General features: G+C 60.3%; 16 protein-coding genes. 5 read left to right on the top strand and 11 right to left on the bottom strand.

Annotated features, from left to right (window positions below; all coding sequences use genetic code 11):
- Positions 1-15: 15 nt before the first annotated feature.
- Positions 16-1,392, bottom strand: coding sequence for a GTPase/DUF3482 domain-containing protein (locus tag ACIQV9_RS14315; RefSeq protein ID WP_403102348.1), 1,377 nt, complete (start codon positions 1,390-1,392; stop codon positions 16-18).
- Entirely contained in the window at positions 1,385-2,764 is a 1,380-nt protein-coding gene (locus ACIQV9_RS14310; protein ID WP_403102345.1) for a DUF2868 domain-containing protein, read from the bottom strand. The genes ACIQV9_RS14315 and ACIQV9_RS14310 overlap by 8 nt, the downstream gene beginning before the upstream one ends.
- A gap of 85 nt (positions 2,765-2,849) precedes the next feature.
- Here ACIQV9_RS14310 and ACIQV9_RS14305 point away from each other — a divergent pair, with 85 nt between their 5' ends.
- Positions 2,850-3,362, top strand: coding sequence for a dihydrofolate reductase (locus tag ACIQV9_RS14305; RefSeq protein WP_403102343.1), 513 nt, complete (start codon positions 2,850-2,852; stop codon positions 3,360-3,362).
- A gap of 122 nt (positions 3,363-3,484) precedes the next feature.
- Here ACIQV9_RS14305 and ACIQV9_RS14300 read toward each other — a convergent pair whose 3' ends face one another.
- The gene (locus ACIQV9_RS14300) at positions 3,485-4,876 is read right to left on the bottom strand and encodes an L-cystine transporter (RefSeq protein WP_403102340.1); all 1,392 of its coding nucleotides are present in this window, start codon (positions 4,874-4,876) and stop codon (positions 3,485-3,487) included.
- Between the two features lie 242 nt (positions 4,877-5,118).
- Between ACIQV9_RS14300 and ACIQV9_RS14295 the strand changes: the two genes are divergently transcribed.
- Positions 5,119-6,174: a haloacid dehalogenase-like hydrolase gene (locus ACIQV9_RS14295; RefSeq protein WP_403102337.1), complete on the top strand. Its 1,056-nt coding sequence runs from the start codon at positions 5,119-5,121 to the stop codon at positions 6,172-6,174.
- A gap of 95 nt (positions 6,175-6,269) precedes the next feature.
- Here the strand turns inward: ACIQV9_RS14295 and ilvD are convergent, their stop codons facing one another.
- The 5 genes from ilvD to ACIQV9_RS14270 form a co-directional block, all read right to left on the bottom strand.
- The gene (gene ilvD, locus ACIQV9_RS14290; RefSeq protein WP_403102334.1) at positions 6,270-8,111 is read right to left on the bottom strand and encodes a dihydroxy-acid dehydratase; all 1,842 of its coding nucleotides are present in this window, start codon (positions 8,109-8,111) and stop codon (positions 6,270-6,272) included.
- A 258-nt stretch (positions 8,112-8,369) separates the two neighbouring features.
- The gene (locus ACIQV9_RS14285) at positions 8,370-9,575 is read right to left on the bottom strand and encodes an MFS transporter (RefSeq protein WP_403102331.1); all 1,206 of its coding nucleotides are present in this window, start codon (positions 9,573-9,575) and stop codon (positions 8,370-8,372) included.
- Complete coding sequence (locus ACIQV9_RS14280; RefSeq protein ID WP_403102328.1) at positions 9,568-10,545, bottom strand: diiron oxygenase; 978 nt, start codon at positions 10,543-10,545, stop codon at positions 9,568-9,570. Before ACIQV9_RS14280 ends, ACIQV9_RS14285 begins: the two co-directional genes overlap by 8 nt.
- Positions 10,542-11,621, bottom strand: coding sequence for a SagB family peptide dehydrogenase (locus tag ACIQV9_RS14275; RefSeq protein WP_403102325.1), 1,080 nt, complete (start codon positions 11,619-11,621; stop codon positions 10,542-10,544). The genes ACIQV9_RS14280 and ACIQV9_RS14275 overlap by 4 nt, the downstream gene beginning before the upstream one ends.
- Positions 11,622-12,047: 426 nt before the next feature.
- Complete coding sequence (locus ACIQV9_RS14270) at positions 12,048-13,244, bottom strand: class I SAM-dependent rRNA methyltransferase (protein WP_403102322.1); 1,197 nt, start codon at positions 13,242-13,244, stop codon at positions 12,048-12,050.
- 392 nt (positions 13,245-13,636) lie between these two features.
- Between ACIQV9_RS14270 and ACIQV9_RS14265 the strand changes: the two genes are divergently transcribed.
- The 3 genes from ACIQV9_RS14265 to ACIQV9_RS14255 are packed head-to-tail and all read left to right on the top strand — an operon-like array spanning position 13,637 to position 15,687.
- Complete coding sequence (locus ACIQV9_RS14265; RefSeq protein ID WP_403102389.1) at positions 13,637-14,452, top strand: HDOD domain-containing protein; 816 nt, start codon at positions 13,637-13,639, stop codon at positions 14,450-14,452.
- Between the two features lie 45 nt (positions 14,453-14,497).
- A complete protein-coding gene (mutM, locus tag ACIQV9_RS14260; protein ID WP_392892304.1) occupies positions 14,498-15,310 on the top strand; it encodes a bifunctional DNA-formamidopyrimidine glycosylase/DNA-(apurinic or apyrimidinic site) lyase in 813 nt (270 codons plus the stop codon).
- A 53-nt stretch (positions 15,311-15,363) separates the two neighbouring features.
- Positions 15,364-15,687: a multidrug transporter gene (locus ACIQV9_RS14255; RefSeq protein ID WP_403102319.1), complete on the top strand. Its 324-nt coding sequence runs from the start codon at positions 15,364-15,366 to the stop codon at positions 15,685-15,687.
- A 112-nt stretch (positions 15,688-15,799) separates the two neighbouring features.
- On the opposite strand, the gene ACIQV9_RS14250 is transcribed toward ACIQV9_RS14255, so the two are convergent.
- The 3 genes from ACIQV9_RS14250 to ACIQV9_RS14240 all read right to left on the bottom strand — a co-directional run bounded on the left by ACIQV9_RS14250 (position 15,800) and on the right by ACIQV9_RS14240 (position 18,344).
- Positions 15,800-16,051 (bottom strand): YfhL family 4Fe-4S dicluster ferredoxin, encoded by a 252-nt coding sequence (locus ACIQV9_RS14250; RefSeq protein ID WP_403102317.1) that lies wholly within the window; start codon positions 16,049-16,051, stop codon positions 15,800-15,802.
- Positions 16,052-16,153: 102 nt separating this feature from the next.
- Positions 16,154-16,633 (bottom strand): pantetheine-phosphate adenylyltransferase, encoded by a 480-nt coding sequence (gene coaD, locus ACIQV9_RS14245; RefSeq protein ID WP_131061099.1) that lies wholly within the window; start codon positions 16,631-16,633, stop codon positions 16,154-16,156.
- Positions 16,634-16,748: 115 nt separating this feature from the next.
- Positions 16,749-18,344, bottom strand: coding sequence for a GMC family oxidoreductase N-terminal domain-containing protein (locus tag ACIQV9_RS14240; RefSeq protein WP_403102313.1), 1,596 nt, complete (start codon positions 18,342-18,344; stop codon positions 16,749-16,751).
- Between the last annotated feature and the right edge of the window lie 44 nt (positions 18,345-18,388).

Here is an 18,388-nt window from a genome sequence, read left to right as displayed (position 1 = left end):
TGGGAACGATCAGGTTTACAACTGCTGAGCCAACACCTCTATCTGCTCCTGCCTTTCCGCCTGACTCAACTTCGCCTGCGGATTCAGCGACGACCACTGCGGATGCGCCCGGGCCTTGTTCAGGGTTTCGGGCAGTTTGCCTTCGCGCCAGGTCTTGTCCTGCGGCGTGGCGACCTGGATGCTGTCCAACGCCGCATGCCCGCGCGCATTCAGCGCTTGCAGCAACTGTCGCTGACGCAACGCCAGCAACCGCAACACGCTGTCGTCGACCGTCAATTCTCGCTGACCTCTGATCTTGCCCATCAACCGGCTGCCATAACTGCGGGCGGTTTGCAGGGCGCCGCCGGCAATTGCGCCGGCCAGTGCTGCCGCGCCAAGGGTCAGGCCGCCCACCAGCAAATCGACCCCGGCACCGGCCGCCGCGCCGGCCGCGATGCCGCCACCGACCCGCACGCCGAGTTGCTTGAGGGTTTCCGGGTTGAACAAATCATCGCCCCAACGGCCATCGAGCAGCGGCAGATCACTGGCCGCCGCGTCCTGTGGGCGGAAGGCGTAGAGCTTGAGCAAGCCTTCAACGCAGCGCTGTTCCCGTTGGCGAACGGCTTTGCGCAGTTCGCTGATCGCCTGTTGTTCCTGCTCCGCTTCGCTGACCACGCTGCGCCGGCACGCGGCGCAATCGATCAGCAGTTCGGCAATCAATCGCGCCGCACTCTGCTGACGGGCCAGGCGTTGGGCCTGTTGATCGGCGATCAGGCGCTCCAATTGTTCGCGGGAGTTTTCCAGCAGCAAGGCGAGGCTTTCATAGAGTCGACGTTCGCCATCTTCGGGCGGTGCAACGCTGTCGAAACGCACCAGTGCATGCAAACCCAGGCGTGCCAGGGCTTCACGCCAATCCGGCTCGCGATGGTTGGCGCTGCTGACGAAATTCAACACCGGCAGCAGCGGTTTGCCGCAACTGGCCAACACTTCCAGTTCGTCGCGGTACTTGGCCAGGACCGGTTCCCGGGCGTCGATCACATAGAGGCCGGCGTCCGAGGCGAGCAATTGGCGCAGCACTTTGGCTTCCTGTTCAAAGCGCTGCCGGGCTTCGCTGCCTTCGAGGAATCGAGCCAGCCGTGCCGGGCCATCGAGGCGTTCGCCGGGGCGTTCCAGACGTTCGAGGTAGTCGAGCAGGGCGATGGCGTCTTCAAGGCCGGGCGTGTCGTAGAGATCGAGCAACGGCTCGCCGTCCACCGACAACCGCGCGCCTTCGACATGGCGGGTGGTGCTGGGGCGATGGGACACTTCACCGAAACCGACATCCCGGGTGAGCGTGCGCAGCAACGAGGTTTTACCGACATTGGTGTGGCCGACCACGGCCAGCTTCAGGGGCGCTTTCCAGGCGTTAGTCATGACCGCTCTCCAGCCAGTTCAGCGGTGCGCAATCGGCGAACGGCAGGTCCAGCTGTTGCAGCGCCACATGCCAGTCGCCGAGGCGTTCGGCATCCAGTGCTTCGCCGGGCGGCGCTTGCAGCAGCCAGACACGGGTGGCGGCGGCATTGCGCGCCAGCTCGGCGATCAGGGCCAGGCTGCCACGGTCCGGTGAGCGCCGCGGATCGCAGGCAATCGCCAGGCGCGCCGGGGGAAAGCGACTCAACTGTTCGAGCAGTTTGTTGCGCGACTCGCGGCTGTCGAGGATGCCGGCGTTGTTCACGGTTTTCGGCAGCTGCGGCGGCCAAGGGCGTTGATCGTCCAGCTCGATGGCCACCAGCAACGCGCCGTCGCTTTGCTGTTCACTGACACCACTTTCGACACGATGCAGTTGCGCAGGCGCGGCATCGCTGATGCCAAGGCGTTCGCTGGTGGGCATCAGGCGTTCGCGTAATTGGGCATACCCGGGCAGGTTCAAATCCAGGCGTAAAGCGGCTTGGCCGGATGTCCAGCGCCAGCGGCAGAACAGCACCAGCAACAGACGCGGTAACACCCCGTAGACCAGCAACACGCCCACCAGCCATGCGGCCCAGGCCTGACGGGCGCTTTCGATGTTCAGCGCGGCATCGCCACTGGCGCGGATCATCTCCACGCTGGGCACGCTGAACCCGAGCAAGGCCGGCAGGGCGCCGAGGGCCTGGGTCATGGCGACGAAAGTGTCGCCGCGCAAAATAGTGGTTTCCCAGACGAAGCCGTAGCGCCGGGTCGCCATCAGCATCAGCACGATAACCAGCGCACTGAGCAGCGCCAGCAACCACAAGCCGTTGACCAGCACGCCGATTGCCCAGCGATTGAGTTTGCGTCGCTGCAATAACAGCAGCAGGGCCGGCGCCAGTTGCGCGGCTTTGGCGTCGCGAGCGAGTTTTTCGCTGAGCCACAGCCACAAGCGTCCAAGGCTGGCGCCGTGTTCACCGGCAAACACCAGGCCCAACGCCCAGCTCAACAGCAGGATCAGATTGAGCCCAAGCAGACTGCCCAGGGCCCAGAACACATTCACCGGAGTCTGGCCGTCACCCAGCGCGGCAAACGCCAGGCCAGCGCCGCTGACGATCGCCAGCACTGCCATGACGATCAGCGCCAGTCGCGCGCCTTGCAGCCAATGCTTGAGGGCGTCGACCAAACCGTCGCGCTCGGCCAGCCACACCGCCCGGCGCTGAATCCGCGTCGGCAAGTCGCCGCCGGCGCTGCGGGCCAGTCGGTTGGCTTCCAGATCATCCAGGGGGCCGGCGTGTTCTTCACGCAGGCGCACCGTCTCGGTCAGCCAGAGGTTTTGCAGTGGAGTCAGTTCAGTCACGCGCCATCCCGTCGCATATATGAGCTGTGAGCATAACCGCTGTGGCGCTTATCGGGGTACGGGAGGCTCTGGTATCCTCGCCGGCATGACTAAATCACTCCCCCTCAGCCTGATCGCAGCCCTCGGTGAAAACCGTGTGATCGGCGTCGACAACAGCATGCCCTGGCACTTGCCGGGGGACTTCAAATACTTCAAGGCCACGACCCTCGGCAAGCCGATCATCATGGGTCGCAAGACCTGGGACTCGCTCGGTCGTCCGCTGCCGGGCCGGTTGAACATCGTGGTCAGCCGTCAGGCGGATCTGGTGCTGGAAGGCGCGGAGGTTTATCCGTCGCTGGAGGCGGCCGTGGTTCGCGCGCAGGAATGGGCGAACGAGCAGAGCGTCGATGAGGTGATGCTGATTGGCGGCGCGCAGTTGTATGCGCAGGGGATGGCTCAGGCGGATCGGCTTTATTTGACGCGCGTCGCGCTCAGCCCGGAAGGGGATGCGTGGTTTCCGGAGTTTGATTTGGGGCACTGGAAACTGGTGTCGAATACCCCGAATCCGGCGGAAGCGGATAAGCCTGCCTACAACTTCGAAGTCTGGGAAAGAGCTTAAAAGCATCGCGGGCAAGCCTCGCTCCTACAAGTTTTATGTTGGTCGCGAAAATCGCGTACGACACAAAATCCCTGTAGGAGCGAGGCTTGCCCGCGAGGAGGCCCGCTCAGACGATGACAGTCTTAAGCGTGAGCCAACTCCGCATGCTCATCCGCATCCAACAGCTCTTTATCCGTCTGCTGCATCATCTGGCTGGTAATCGCCCCGGCCGTGATCGAACCACTCACGTTCAACGCCGTGCGGCCCATATCGATCAGCGGCTCGACCGAAATCAGCAACGCCACCAATGACACCGGCAAGCCCATCGCCGGCAGCACGATCAGCGCGGCAAACGTCGCACCACCACCCACGCCCGCCACACCGGCCGAACTCAAGGTCACAATCGCCACCAGCGTTGCGATCCACAACGGGTCCAGCGGGTTGATGCCGACTGTGGGCGCCACCATTACCGCCAACATCGCCGGATACAGACCGGCACAGCCGTTCTGGCCAATGGTTGCGCCGAATGAAGCGGCGAAACTGGCAATGGACTGCGGAATACCCAAACGACTGGTCTGCGCTTCAATGCTCAGCGGAATCGTCGCGGCGCTGGAGCGGCTGGTGAACGCGAACGTCAGCACCGGCCAGATCTTGCGGAAGAACCGCAGCGGGTTGATTCCGGCCGCCGACACCAGCAGGCCATGTACCACAAACATCAGGCCCAGGCCGATGTAGGAAACCACGACAAAACTGCCGAGTTTGATGATGTCTTGCAGGTTGGAACCGGCGACGACTTTGGTCATCAGCGCCAAGACGCCGTAGGGGGTCAGCTTCATCACCAGACGCACCAGACGCATCACCCAGGCTTGCAGGGTGTCGATGGCGTTGATCACTTTCTGACCTTTCTCGACATCATCCTTCAGCAATTGCAGGGCGGCGACACCGAGGAACGCTGCGAAGATCACCACGCTGATGATCGACGTCGGCTTGGCGCGAGCGAGGTCGGCGAACGGGTTTTGCGGAATGAACGACAGCAGCAGCTGCGGCACATTCAGGTCAGCGACCTTACCCGCATAGTCAGTCTGGATGGTTTGCAGGCGGGCCATTTCCTGGGTGCCGGCCACCAGGCCTTCGGCGGTCAGGCCGAACAGGTTGGTCAAGCCGATACCGATCAGCGCCGCGATCGCGGTGGTGAACAGCAGCGTGCCGATGGTCAGGAAGCTGATCTTGCCCAACGACGACGCGTTGTGCAGACGCGCCACAGCGCTGAGGATCGAGGCGAACACCAGCGGGATGACGATCATTTGCAGCAACTGCACGTAACCGTTGCCCACCAGATCGAACCAGCCGATCGAGGCTTTGAGCACCGGGTTGCCGGCACCGTAAATCGTGTGCAAAGCGACACCGAACACCACGCCCAACACCAAGGCGAGCAAGACTTTTTTCGCCAGGCTCCAGGTGGTGTGGCGGGTTTGCGCGAGACCAAACAGTAACGCGAGGAACACCAGCAGATTGAGGATCAGCGGCAGATTCATGAGAACTCCGAAAGTGACTTGTGCCAGCCACCTTCCGGGGCAGCTGCGAACCGGCAAGCCTAACAGCTTGAAAACTAATGAATTAATATCAAAAAAGTCTGTTAACTGTCGTTTTTGGAATAAGCCGGTGTCGCTGTCGGGGATGCAACTGACGCGAAAGGGACGTGAGCGGTCGCTGGCAGGCGAGAGCTGTCACGCTTATTTGTTAGCGTCGATATCTTTGGATCAGGGAGAAACCACTGATGAAACTCGCACCGAAATTTCTCGCAGCAGCACTCTGTCTGGGCCTCGCCGGCCAGGTCTTCGCCACGGATTTGAAACACTGGCCAGCCGATCAGGCCAAGGCGCTGGACGCGATGATTGCGGCCAACGCCAACAAAGGTAACTACGCGGTGTTCGACATGGACAACACCAGTTACCGCTACGACCTCGAAGAGTCGTTGCTGCCGTACATGGAAAACAAGGGCCTGATCACCCGCGAGAAACTCGACCCCTCCCTGAAACTGATCCCGTTCAAGGACACCGCCGACCACAAGGAAAGCCTGTTCAGCTACTACTACCGCCTCTGCGAACTCGACGACATGGTGTGCTATCCATGGGTCGCGCAAGTGTTCTCCGGTTTCACCCTCCAGGAACTCAAAGGCTACGTCGACGAGCTGATGGCCTCGGGCAAACCGGTGCCGGCCACTTATTACGAAGGCGACGTGGTCAAGAACCTCGACGTCAACCCGCCGAAAATCTTCACCGGTCAGAAAGAGCTCTACAACAAGCTGATGGAGAACGGCATCGAGGTCTACGTGATGACCGCCGCCTCCGAAGAGCTGGTGCGCATGGTCGCTTCCGATCCGAAGTACGGCTACAACGTCAAACCGCAAAATGTCATTGGCGTGAGCCTGCTGCTCAAGGACCCCAAGTCCGGCGAGCTGACCACGGCGCGCAAGCAAATCACTGCGGGCAAGTATGACGAGAAGGCCAACCTCGGCCTCGAAGTGACCCCGTACCTGTGGACCCCGGCGACCTGGATGGCGGGCAAGCACGCGGCGATCCTGACCTACATCGATGAATGGAAAAAACCAGTGCTCGTTGGCGGCGACACCCCAACCAGCGACGGTTTCATGCTGTTCCACAGCGTCGACGTGGCCAAGGGCGGCATTCATTTGTGGGTCAACCGCAAGGACAAATACATGACCCAGATTAACGGCATGATGGCCAAGCACGCGGCGGCACAGGCCAAGGAAGGGGTGCCGGTGACGGCGGACAAGAACTGGGTGATCGTCAAACCTGAAGAGATTCAGTAAGCGCTACGATGATCGTTCCCACGCTCCCGCGTGGGAACGATCGGCAAAAAAATACCCCGCACTTGGCGGGGTATTTTTTGTTCAACGGTTAAGCATCACAGCCCGTCGAGCATCGCCTTGTTACGCACGGCACCCTTGTCGGCGCTGGTTGCCAGCAGGGCGTAAGCCTTAAGTGCGGTGGTCACCTTGCGTGGACGTTTTTCCACAGGTTTCCAGCCTTTCTGATCCTGCTCGGCACGGCGGCCGGCCATTTCTTCGTCGCTGATCAACAGGTTGATCGAGCGGTTCGGAATGTCGATCAGCACCTTGTCGCCATCCTGCACCAGGCCAATTGCGCCGCCCGCTGCGGCTTCCGGCGATGCGTGGCCGATGGACAGGCCCGAGGTGCCGCCGGAGAAACGGCCGTCGGTGAGCAGGGCGCAGGCTTTGCCCAGGCCCTTGGATTTCAGGTACGACGTCGGATAGAGCATTTCCTGCATGCCCGGGCCGCCTTTCGGGCCTTCGTACCGGATGATCACGATGTCGCCGGCCTTCACTTCGTCGGCGAGGATGCCGCGAACGGCGCTGTCCTGGCTTTCGAAGATCTTCGCGTTGCCTTCAAACACGTGGATCGACTCGTCGACGCCCGCGGTTTTCACCACGCAGCCGTCCAACGCGATGTTGCCGTAGAGAACGGCCAGGCCGCCTTCTTTCGAGTAAGCGTGCTCGACACTGCGGATGCAGCCGTTCTCACGGTCATCGTCCAGGGTTTCCCAACGGGTCGACTGGCTGAACGCGGTTTGCGTCGGGATGCCCGCAGGACCGGCCTTGAAGAAGTGATGCACGGCTTCGTCGTCGGTCTGGGTGATGTCCCACTTGGCGATGCCTTCGGCCAGGGTCTTGCTGTGCACGGTCGGCAGGTCGGTGTGCAGCAGACCGCCACGGGACAGCGAGCCGAGGATGCTGAAGATCCCGCCGGCACGGTGCACGTCTTCCATGTGGTACTTCTGGATGTTCGGCGCGACTTTGCACAGTTGCGGCACGTGACGGGAGAGGCGGTCGATGTCGCGCAGGTCGAAATCGATCTCGGCTTCCTGGGCCGCGGCCAGCAAGTGCAGGATGGTGTTGGTGGAACCGCCCATGGCGATGTCCAGCGTCATGGCGTTTTCGAACGCCTTGAAGTTGGCAATGTTGCGCGGCAATACCGATTCGTCGTTTTCGCCGTAATAACGTTTGCACAGCTCGACGATGGTGCGGCCGGCCTGCAGGAACAGCTGTTCGCGATCGCTGTGGGTGGCCAGGGTCGAACCGTTGCCCGGCAATGCCAGGCCCAGGGCTTCAACCAGGCAGTTCATCGAGTTGGCGGTGAACATGCCGGAGCACGAGCCGCAGGTCGGGCAGGCGTTGCGCTCGTAGTCAGCGACTTTCTCGTCAGAAGCGCTGGAGTCGGCGGCGATCACCATGGCGTCGACCAGGTCGAGACCGTGGCTGGCCAGTTTGGTCTTGCCGGCTTCCATCGGGCCGCCGGAGACGAAGATCACCGGGATGTTCAGGCGCAGGGCGGCCATCAACATGCCAGGGGTGATCTTGTCGCAGTTGGAGATGCAGACGATGGCGTCGGCGCAGTGGGCGTTGACCATGTACTCGACGGAGTCGGCGATGATCTCCCGGCTCGGCAGCGAATACAGCATGCCGTCGTGGCCCATGGCGATGCCGTCATCCACGGCGATGGTGTTGAATTCTTTTGCCACGCCGCCAGCGCGTTCGATTTCGCGGGCGACCAGCTGGCCGAGGTCCTTGAGGTGGACGTGGCCCGGTACGAATTGGGTGAACGAGTTGGAAATGGCGATGATCGGCTTTTTGAAGTCGTCATCTTTCATCCCCGTGGCGCGCCACAGTGCGCGGGCGCCGGCCATGTTGCGGCCATGGGTGGACGTTTTCGAGCGGTAATCAGGCATGAAGCACTCCGGGCGGCTAATCAGGTATCAAAAGGGAAGTGAGCTTCTATTGACGTCTGGAACACCCAGAAATGGCCGTGTGTCCGGAAGTTGCCGATAACTTTGCGGGATCGCCGCGCGCTTCAGCTTGAGCTCATAAACCCGCCGGGGGATGACTGGCGATGAATGTCGCGATTCTACACGGCTGGCGTCAGGAGGGAATGCCGGGAAGCGTTGATCCCGCGCTGACACAACGTGCGGGATGACGACTGGCAGGTTTCAGCCAGTCTTCAGTGCCAGATGCCGTCGTGTAATCAAGACATTCAGACCAAGACCCGTGGCACTCAAGGTCAGGAAACACAGGGCAAGCGCCGTGGTCAGGTCTTCGGAGGCAAGGTTGATCACCACGCTGATCACGCCGCCGCACATGAAAATCAGCACGCCGCCGACCGAGGTCGAGGTTCCGGCATTCTGTGGGTAGAGACTCATGGCTTTGGAGTTGGCGATGGGTCTGGCAATGGTGGTGCCTGCCGTACAAATCAGCATGGGTATCAGCACCGCTGCCGCAGAGAGCCCGAACTGATTCGCCAACCACAGCATGACCAGCCCTGACAAAGCGATCAGACCCAGGCCAATGACTATTTGCGTGTTGGCCTGCAGGTGCCGATGCAGAGCGCTGGCGACAATCCCGCCAAACACATAGGCCACGCCATACAGCAACAACGCCCAGGCAAATGCGTAAGGCGACAGCGCCAGCCGCTCCATGAAAATGATCGGTGAAATGACGATGAACGAGAAATGGCAGGCAAAAGCCAAGGCTGAAATCAACCAATACCCCATGAAGCGCAAATCCGAACACACCCGCCAATAGGCGCTGAAAAAACGTTCATGTGCCGTGGTATGAAGGTGAGGGTTTTCCCTGAGCAGAAAGAAGGCTTTAAGCCAGACAATGACGGCCAGGCTGATAAACACATAAAAGCTGCCCTGCCAGCCTAGCTGTAATTGCAACCACGTCCCCAGCAGCGGCGAAATCGAAATGAACACCCCGCCGCCGGTCACCATCCAGATTCTGATGCGCTCCTGTTCCTTGCCGACAAACAAGTCCTGAACCAGTGCCTGTGACAGTACGAAGGATCCGCATCCAACGGCCTGGATCACCCGGAAGAACAAAAACCAACTGTATTCGCTGGACACCACACACCCCGTGGCTCCGACCACCGCAATTGCGATACCAGCCAGCAGCAGCTTCTTGCGCCCCCACAGGTCTGACAATGGCCCGACCAGCACCACGGACAACGCAAGGCCAATGGCGAACAGGCTGACGGACAGGGCGATGTCGGACGGTGAGGTCCGAAAGTAGTCAGAAAGATCGGGGAAGGAGGGGAGCACCACATCCAGGGGAAAGACACCGAGCAGCGTCATGGTCATCAACAGAATGACCATGGCCCGTTGTTCGCCCCGGGCTACCTGTTTTCCGTCATTCATCGAGCAGCCCTGCCCTGGAGAAAAGTTGGCGATTGGCAGGCAGATCGAAGAATCCTGCTTTTTTCATTGCGTTGAGCGTGGCACCAGCACCCGACCGGGCGCGCAGGCGCTGTGCTTGCGGGCCGGTCAGATCACCAAGGATTTGCGCGACAGACATTTCACTCAGGCCGGCGCTGCGCAGGCTTTCCCCAAGCCAGCGTTCATCGACTTCAAAGAAAATCAGCAGGATTTCCAGGAGCGACCTGGCAGTGAACGTGCGTTGGCCGCAACTCAACTGCAGCCACAGATAATGGAACACTTCGCAAAAGTAGCGACTGTGCCGTGCCTCGTCGGCAAGGTGGTCCCTGAGCATTTTCTGAACGCTGCTCACCAGCGTGTCACGGCAAACGTCGAGCAGTTCCTTGGCGATAATCGTTTCCGAGACGAAGCCGACGAGAAACCACGCCAGTGCTTTGTGCTTGTCCGGTGTGCGGTCGAGAAGGGCGTTCAGCCGGGCGATCCGCTGGGGCACGACCGGGCGATCAGTCATGCCGTAAATATCGGCAATCTGCTCGGCGAGGCTGTTGGAAAACAGCGCGTGATAAGCCTCATCCGTGTAGAGCTGCAGCGCCGCGGTTTTCATCCGTGGGGGGATGGAGACACCCAGTTCGTTGTGGACGATGGTTTCCACGGATCGGTTGACAATGCGGTGTTCGAGCAGGGTGGTGTAGTCGAGGAAGTACACCAAATGGTTGGCGGACAGGCGATGGACGATCGCTCTGCCGGCTGTTTTGATCGCCGGGTGATTCAGGTAAGGCAGAAAAGCCGGCGGGAACCAGTGGCGGGTTTCCAGTTGCCGCTCCAGGTCCGGGGGCAGTTGATAGGCGTATTCGCTGGTGCGCACCGAAGCTCGGGTATTCCAGTCTCCAAGGGTGAAGCGATGGGCCCATGAGGCGGGGGCGGACGCGATGTCGACGAGAGGCTCGGTCATTGTTCCACTCCCCGATTGCTCAGCAGCGCTTTCAACTCCTTGCACATCACTTGCCCGTCGCTCTGGCCGCAGCCGACAAAAAACAACGGTTGCTCTGCGCTGTTCTCAAGTCCCAGCAGCGCTTCGACCTGGTCATCTGTCAATGCGCCGGTCAGCCAAGTGTTCAATCCCAGCGAGGTGGCCGCCAGTTGAAAGGTCTGGGAAATATGGCCGGCCTCGACGTAGGCCATTCGGTACGCCCGCGAGTGTTCATATTTCCACCACAGCTTGTCGAATCGACTGGTGATGAACAGGCCTGCGGGCAGGTTATTGATGAAATGTTGTCCACACATAAGTTGCCCCAAAGGCTGGGGAGGCAGCGGATTAACGAAACTCAGCGCGTGCCCGGTGGGGTGATAGGCGTAGATGCCGGGTTGCAGGCCGCTGACGTTTTGCACCAGCAAAAAGCCTTCGCAGGCATTCAGTCCGCCACCGGACGGGCTGCTGCGCCGGGCGCCTAGACCTTCGACGATGCTTTCGTCGACGTCGTTTTCGCGCTCATGCAGATAGCCGAGGGACAGGTACAGCAATGTACTCACCGCTTCGAGGGCAACCGCATCACCCGTGAAGGTGCGGCAGGTTTTCCGATTGACCAAGGCGTTTGCCAGGGAGCCTTCCGGCAGGCAGGAAGGTTTTGGCAGGGAAATCAGCTCGCATCCCAGGCGTTCCGAGCGCCTGGCTTTCGGCGAGGGCGTGCTCAGTACGTCGGTGCAATGATCAAGGTATTGTTTTGACCATTCATTAATATTTTGCGGAATGTGTTCGCAAGGAATGTTCTTGGTGCCGATATGGAATATCTTCGACAGTTCGTCCCAGCCCCACTCGGTGATATCTGTTATTGCAGTTGTCAGTATTCCAGCGCCAAGTAGCTGGGAGTCAATTGTATTGCGTTCGTTGAACTTCTCGGGGTTGTCGATAAGTTCGGCCAGTCGTGTGGAATATTTCAGGTTCAGTTCAAACTGCTTGTGGTTCTTGTAATCCCAAACTATTTGACCGGGCGTGCGAGGAAGTATGAATAAATGAGGGCTGATCTGCATGATGGACGGTTCGCTCTGGGCAATGCCATAGAAAACGCTGGGTAGCCGGCACTCCCCAGCGTCTCATTTACTTAGCGGGCTTTAGGGGCAACCAGAAAAGCCAGGTTGGCGATGCTGTTAGCTTCCAGAGTAATTGCTTTCATTTGGAACTCCTTGTAATTGAAAGTAAGTGTCACTTCGTGGTGACACTCTCAATCATAGAGTGTAATGAGCGCTTATCAAGGCGATATTGGGTAGGAAACTTCCAGTAATTTCGTCAGATCGATCTTGAGCATGAACAAGTTTTGTCAGTCGAATGCTAAATAGTGAAAGGCGCAGGGAAACGTCCTGCAAGTTTGTAGGATCGTAAGTGTAGGAAGTTTGAACAGAGTTCAATAGCGGATAATAAAACGGGGAGCCGTCTGGCTCCCCGTCAAACCGGTGTAATCAGCTGTTTGGCAGCAACCGGCAGGTGATGCTCTTGATGTAGCGGGTTTCGGCGATGGCCGGGTGAACCGGGTGATCCGGGCCCTGACCGCCACGCTCGAGCATCTGGATGTTGCGGTCCAGGTGGCGGGCGCTGGTCAGCAGAATGTTCTGCAGGTCGTCTTCCGGCAGGTGCATCGAGCACGACGCGCTGACCAGAATGCCGTCCTTGCTGAGCAGGCGCATGGCTTGCTCGTTCAGGCGACGGTAGGCGCCTTCACCGTTCTTCATGTCTTTCTTGCGTTTGATGAAGGCGGGCGGATCGGCAACGATCACGTCGAAGCGTTCTTCGCTGGCTTTCAGCTCTTTGAGGGCTTCAAACACGTCGCCTTCGATGCAGGTCATTTTCTCGGCGAAACCGTTCAGGGCGGCGTTGCGTTCGACGCCGTCGAGGGCGAAGGCCGACGCATCGACGCAGAACACTTCACTGGCGCCGAAAGCGGCCGCTTGTACACCCCAGCCGCCGATGTAGCTGTACAGATCCAGCACGCGTTTGCCTTTGGCATAAGGGGCCAGGCGCGCGCGGTTCATGCGGTGGTCGTAGAACCAGCCGGTTTTCTGGCCCTGGATGACGGGTGCTTCGAATTTCACGCCGTTTTCTTCCAGGGCAACCCACTCCGGCACCAGGCCGAACACGGTTTCGACGTAGCGGTTGAGGCCTTCGGCATCACGGGCAGCGGAGTCGTTCTTGAACAGAATGCCGCTAGGCTTGATCACTTGGGTCAGCGCAGCGATCACGTCTTCTTTATGGGCTTCCATGGTCGCCGAAGCGATCTGCACCACGAGAATGTCGCCGAAACGGTCGACCACCAGACCTGGCAGCAGGTCGGAGTCGCCGTAGACCAGGCGATAGAACGGCTTGTCGAACAGGCGATCACGCAGGGACAGCGCAACGTTCAGGCGATGGACCAGCAGCGATTTGTCCAGCGGCAACTTGATGTCGCGCGACAGCAGACGGGCGCAGATCAGGTTGTTCGGGCTCATGGCCACGATGCCCAGCGTCTTGCCGCCGGCCGCTTCGAGGATTGCCTGGTCGCCCGCTTGGAAACCGTGCAAAGGGGTCGCCGCTACATCGATTTCGTTGCTGTAGACCCACAAGTGGCCGTTTCGCAGGCGACGGTCGGCGTTGGCTTTAAGGCGCAGGCTAGGCAGGGACATGACGTCGCTCCGGAAAAAAGAGCGGGAGTATAGCGTGTTGAGGCGCTGACAGGTTTGGAGGTGGACATGTGGTGAGGGGGCTTGTCGGACCGCCGCATCGCCCCGTTCGGCTGCGAAGCAGTCGTAGATGGCAAATGCGATATGCCTGTTAAATCACTGCTGCCTGTTTTTCAGGGCCGCTTCGCGCCCCAACGGGGGCAAGCCCCCTCGCCACAGGAGCGCACCTGCGCTCAAGATTGAAGCCAGGCATTTTATGAAACTTCAGGCGATGTAGCGGCCAAGGTGTCGGATCCAACTTTTAGAAGCTAGAATCTGCGCCTGGCCCAGAGTGTGTACTTATGTCCCAAGAGCTGACTTCCGAACAGATTCAACAGTCCCTGCAAGGCATCAGCGTGCCTGCCCAGCCGCAAATCATGGTGGATTTGCAGATGGAGCAGTACATGCCCGACCCGGATCTGGAAGTGATCGCAAAGCTGATCTCCCAGGATCCGGGACTCTCTGGCGCTCTGCTGAAGATCGTCAACTCGCCTTATTACGGCTTGAGCAACAAGATCGCCTCGATCCAGCGTGCGGTGAACCTGTTGGGCAGCCGCTCGATCATCAACCTGATCAATGCGCAGTCGATCAAGGGCGAGATGAACGACGACACCATTGTCACCCTGAACCGGTTCTGGGATACGGCTCAGGACGTGGCGATGACCTGCCTTACGCTGGCCAAGCGAATCGGCGCCCAGGCCGGCGATGAAGCGTATGCGCTGGGGCTGTTCCACGACTGCGGCGTGCCGTTGATGCTGCAGCGTTTCCCCAACTACATGACCGTTCTGGAAGAGGCCTACGCCAACGCCAGTGCCGAATGCCGGGTGGTCGACACCGAGAACCGGGTGTTCAACACCAACCACGCGGTGGTCGGTTATTACACGGCCAAGTCCTGGCGCCTGCCGGAGCATGTCACCGCCGCGATCGCCAATCACCACAACGCCCTGGCGATCTTCAGCGATGAATCTTCGCGCAACGCTCAGCTCAAGAACCTGCTGGCGATCCTGAAGATGGCCGAGCACATTTGTGCGTCTTACCGGGTGTTGGGTAATCAGACCGAAGACCATGAGTGGAACAGCATCGGGCCTCTGGTGCTCGATTATGTCGGCCTCTCGGACTATGACTTCGAGACCCTCAAGCAAACGATTCGTGACCTCGCCGCTCACCGCTGAGCATCGGCTGCTTCATTTATTCGAGAACCCTGATTCGAGAACACCATGCCTGAACTGCCGGAAGTCGAAACCACTCGCCGCGGGATTGCGCCGCACCTGGAAGGCCAGCGCGTCAGCCGGGTGATCGTGCGTGACCGCCGCTTGCGCTGGCCGATTCCTGAAGACCTCGATGTGCGCCTGTCCGGCCAGCGCATCGTGCTGGTGGAACGGCGGGCCAAGTACCTGCTGATCAATGCCGAAGTCGGCACGCTGATCAGCCATTTGGGCATGTCGGGCAACCTGCGACTGGTGGAAGTCGGTATGCCGGCGGCCAAGCATGAGCATGTGGACATCGAACTGGAGTCCGGCCTGGCCCTGCGCTATACCGACCCGCGCCGGTTTGGCGCGATGCTCTGGAGCCTCGACCCGCTCAACCACGAACTGCTGATTCGCCTGGGGCCGGAGCCGTTGACCGACCTGTTTGATGGCGAGCGCTTGTTCCAGCAATCACGCGGACGCTCCATGGCGGTCAAGCCGTTCATCATGGATAACGCGGTGGTCGTCGGCGTCGGCAATATCTACGCGACCGAAGCCCTGTTCGCCGCCGGCATCGACCCGCGTCGCGAGGCCAAGAGCATTTCCCGAGCGCGCTATTTGAAGCTGGCGATCGAGATCAAACGCATTCTGGCTGCCGCCATCGAGCGTGGCGGTACCACGCTGCGGGACTTTATCGGCGGCGACGGTCAGCCGGGTTATTTCCAGCAGGAATTGTTTGTGTACGGCCGTGGCAGTGAGCCCTGCAAGGTCTGTGGCACGGAGCTGCGGGAAGTGAAACTGGGGCAGCGCGCCAGCGTCTTTTGCCCACGCTGTCAGAGCTGATACGTCCGACGGTCTATAGTCAGTGTTCTCACTGCCTAGCGAAGGACCGTGCCATGAATTCGTTTCGAACCCTTGTCGTTGCGCTGCTGCTGAGCGTGGCTGCGCCCGCGCTGGCGGCCAGCAGCGGCAGCGGTGACCCGCGTTACACCATCCAGAATCCCCCGGCCTACGCCATGCTCGGCGACTTGCTGATCGCCCGACCCTTGCTGGTCGTGGCGACGGTGATCGGTGCCGGGGCGTTTGTGGTGTCGTTGCCGTTCACTGCCTTGGGCGGCGGCATTGGCGATGCGGGACAGGCGCTGGTGGTTGATCCGGCGAGGGCTGCGTTTGTGCGGTGCCTGGGGTGTATCGGGGAGGGGTTTGAGCAGCGGGAGTGAAGCCTTAAAAGCTTCGCGGGCAAGCCTCGCTCCTACAGGTTATGCGCCATTTGCACTAATCCTGTAGGAGCGAGGCTTGCCCGCGAAGGCGTCCTCACAGACGCCCAATGATTCAAGCCTTGCCGGTAATGATTCGATACTTCGCCATCAACTCGTCTTCAGTCTCCGGATGCGCTTCATCCAGCGGAATGCAATCCACCGGGCACACTTGCTGGCACTGAGGTTCGTCGTAGTGGCCGACACACTGTGTGCACAGGTTCGGGTCGATCACGTAGATCTCTTCGCCTTGGGAGATGGCAGCGTTCGGGCATTCGGGTTCGCAGACGTCGCAGTTGATGCAATCGTCGGTGATGATCAGGGACATGCTAACTCCAGCCAGGGCGGACGGCCCGGGCGCAATAAACCAATGCGCGCAATTGTGCCGCATTGGCGCCCGCAGTGCACGCGGGCGCCGCTTGAGCGGTCGTTACTTCTTGAAGCGCTCGGTGAGGGCATCCGCCACCACTGGATGGACGAACTTGGTGATATCGCCGCCCAACGCTGCGATTTCACGGACCAGCGTCGAGGAAATGAACGAATAACGCTCGGACGGAGTAAGAAACAGACTTTCCACATCCGGCGCCAGTTGGCGGTTCATGTTGGCCAGCTGGAATTCGTATTCGAAGTCCGATACTGCGCGCAAACCACGCAGGAACACGTTGGCGTTCTTCTCTTTGGCAAAGTGCGCGAGCAGCGTCGAGAAGCCGACGACTTCAACGTTCGGCAGATGTTTAGTGACCTCGCGGGCCAGCGCCACTCGTTGTTCCAGGGGAAACAACGGGTTTTTCTTCGGGCTGGCAGCGACGGCGATGATCACATGATCGAACAGGCGCGCGGCGCGTTCGACCAAGTCGCCATGGCCCTTGGTAATAGGGTCGAAGGTACCTGGGTACAACACTCGGTTCATCGCGTCGTCCTGGCGGGAGTCCGTTGGGGAGTCGGATGGTATCGCAGCCTTCCCGGTCGGCCAAGTCGCCTTTTGGGTAAGAAAGCACTATAGACGATGGGAATATTCGCTCTTTTCACGGGTTTTTCAAACGTTCGGCGAGGGAAGTCGCCAGTTGCGCCGTCAATCCGTAGACCGACAATTGTGGGTTTGCGCCAATGCTGGTGGGGAACAGAGAGCCATCGTGGATCGACAGATTGCCGATCTGGTGATGCCGGCCGAGGCTGTCGGTCACGGCGTTTTTCGGGTCTTCACCCATGGCACAACCGCCCATCACATGAGCGCTGCCCAGTCGGGTGCGATACAACTCAAGGCTCAAACCGTCGATCAACGTGCGCGCTTCCGCCAGGGATTTCACGTAGCGCGCGTCTGCGTGCATTGGCATGACCGCGTTGGCGCCGCCGGCGAACTGGATCTCGGCCATGCTGTGAAAGGCCCGGCGCAAGCCGTCCCAGGCATAGGGTGAAACCTGATAGTCGAGCACCGGCGTGTTGTCACCGCGCAATTCGACACTGCCGCCGGGGCTGTCCGGGTGGAAGCCGTCGCGCAACAACGCCAGCATCGCGTGGGTGTGGGGCAGGTTTCCCATGTGCGCGGCGTTTTCCTTGCCGAAACCACCGAGCAAAGTGGCGGCCAGCGCCGGGTGCAGCGGCGGTACTTCGAGTTTGTAGGACATCTTGCCGGTGGTGCCGTCCTGCCATTGGAAATGGTCGGAATAGATCGACTGCGGCGCACCGTAGAACGGGTTGATCACCTCGTCGAACAGCCCGGCGGACATGTTCACCAGGTGCAGGAATGTACGCTTGCCCAGCCGCTGGTGCGGATCGGGCGCCTCCGATCGCAGGAGTAGCGCCGGGCTGTTGATCCCGCCGCCCGCCAGCACGTAATGCCGCGCCTTGACCGTAATCGTCTTGCCCGTCGGAGCGACGCAACGGTCGTCCATTGCCACACACTGCAGGCCCCTGACCTTGCCGTCCTTGATCAGGAGTTTTTCGGCTCGGGCCAGATAAAGCAGCTCGCCGCCTTTTTCCAGGGTCGCGGGAATGGTCGTGACCATCATCGATTGCTTGGCGTTGGTCGGGCAGCCCATGCCGCAATAGCCGAGGTTCCAGCAACCGCGCACGTTGCGTGGAATCACATGCCAGGAATATCCGAGTTTTTCGCAGCCTTTGCGGATCACGTCGTTGTTGGCGTTGGGCGGCACCATCCACGGGGCGACGCCCAGGCGTTGTTCCATTTTCTCGAACCATGGCGCCATCTCGGCCGGGCTGTGGCCTTTGACGTCGTGTTCCCTGGCCCAATGCTCGAGCGTCGGGTCGGGGGTGCGAAAGCTCGATGTCCAGTTGATCAGCGTGGTGCCACCCACCGCCCGGCCCTGGAGGATAGTGATCGCGCCGTCCTTGCTCATGCGGCCAATGCCTTCCTGATAGAGGCTGGTGTAGGCCTGGTCTTCGAGCATCTTGAAGTCGCTGCTGGTCTTGAGCGGGCCTTCTTCGATCAGCAATACCTTGTAGCCGGCGGCGCTGAGGATTTCGGCGGTGGTCCCCCCGCCCGCGCCGCTGCCGATGATCGCCACGTCCGCTTCGAGGGTCAGGTCCTGGGTCAGTTGCGAGCCGTTGTGGGTTTTCCAGCCTCGGGCCATGCCTTCGCGGAACGGGTCGGGTACGGGCATCTTCGGGTTCTCTTATTTATTTTTAGTTTGGTGGTGATGCGGCT

The organism is Pseudomonas sp. NPDC099000 (assembly GCF_044759925.1).
Taxonomy (GTDB): Bacteria; Pseudomonadota; Gammaproteobacteria; order Pseudomonadales; family Pseudomonadaceae; genus Aquipseudomonas.
This window is presented reverse-complemented; position numbering and strand designations above follow the sequence as displayed.

Coding starts and splice junctions, on each gene's coding strand:
- ACIQV9_RS14315 (WP_403102348.1), bottom strand. CDS start 1,392: ATGACTAACGCCTGGAAAGCGCCCCTGAAGCTGGCCGTGGTCGGCCAC.
- ACIQV9_RS14305 (WP_403102343.1), top strand. CDS start 2,850: ATGACTAAATCACTCCCCCTCAGCCTGATCGCAGCCCTCGGTGAAAAC.
- ACIQV9_RS14300 (WP_403102340.1), bottom strand. CDS start 4,876: ATGAATCTGCCGCTGATCCTCAATCTGCTGGTGTTCCTCGCGTTACTG.
- ACIQV9_RS14295 (WP_403102337.1), top strand. CDS start 5,119: ATGAAACTCGCACCGAAATTTCTCGCAGCAGCACTCTGTCTGGGCCTC.
- ilvD (WP_403102334.1), bottom strand. CDS start 8,111: ATGCCTGATTACCGCTCGAAAACGTCCACCCATGGCCGCAACATGGCC.
- ACIQV9_RS14285 (WP_403102331.1), bottom strand. CDS start 9,575: ATGAATGACGGAAAACAGGTAGCCCGGGGCGAACAACGGGCCATGGTC.
- ACIQV9_RS14280 (WP_403102328.1), bottom strand. CDS start 10,545: ATGACCGAGCCTCTCGTCGACATCGCGTCCGCCCCCGCCTCATGGGCC.
- ACIQV9_RS14275 (WP_403102325.1), bottom strand. CDS start 11,621: ATGCAGATCAGCCCTCATTTATTCATACTTCCTCGCACGCCCGGTCAA.
- ACIQV9_RS14270 (WP_403102322.1), bottom strand. CDS start 13,244: ATGTCCCTGCCTAGCCTGCGCCTTAAAGCCAACGCCGACCGTCGCCTG.
- mutM (WP_392892304.1), top strand. CDS start 14,498: ATGCCTGAACTGCCGGAAGTCGAAACCACTCGCCGCGGGATTGCGCCG.
- ACIQV9_RS14255 (WP_403102319.1), top strand. CDS start 15,364: ATGAATTCGTTTCGAACCCTTGTCGTTGCGCTGCTGCTGAGCGTGGCT.
- ACIQV9_RS14250 (WP_403102317.1), bottom strand. CDS start 16,051: ATGTCCCTGATCATCACCGACGATTGCATCAACTGCGACGTCTGCGAA.
- coaD (WP_131061099.1), bottom strand. CDS start 16,633: ATGAACCGAGTGTTGTACCCAGGTACCTTCGACCCTATTACCAAGGGC.
- ACIQV9_RS14240 (WP_403102313.1), bottom strand. CDS start 18,344: ATGCCCGTACCCGACCCGTTCCGCGAAGGCATGGCCCGAGGCTGGAAA.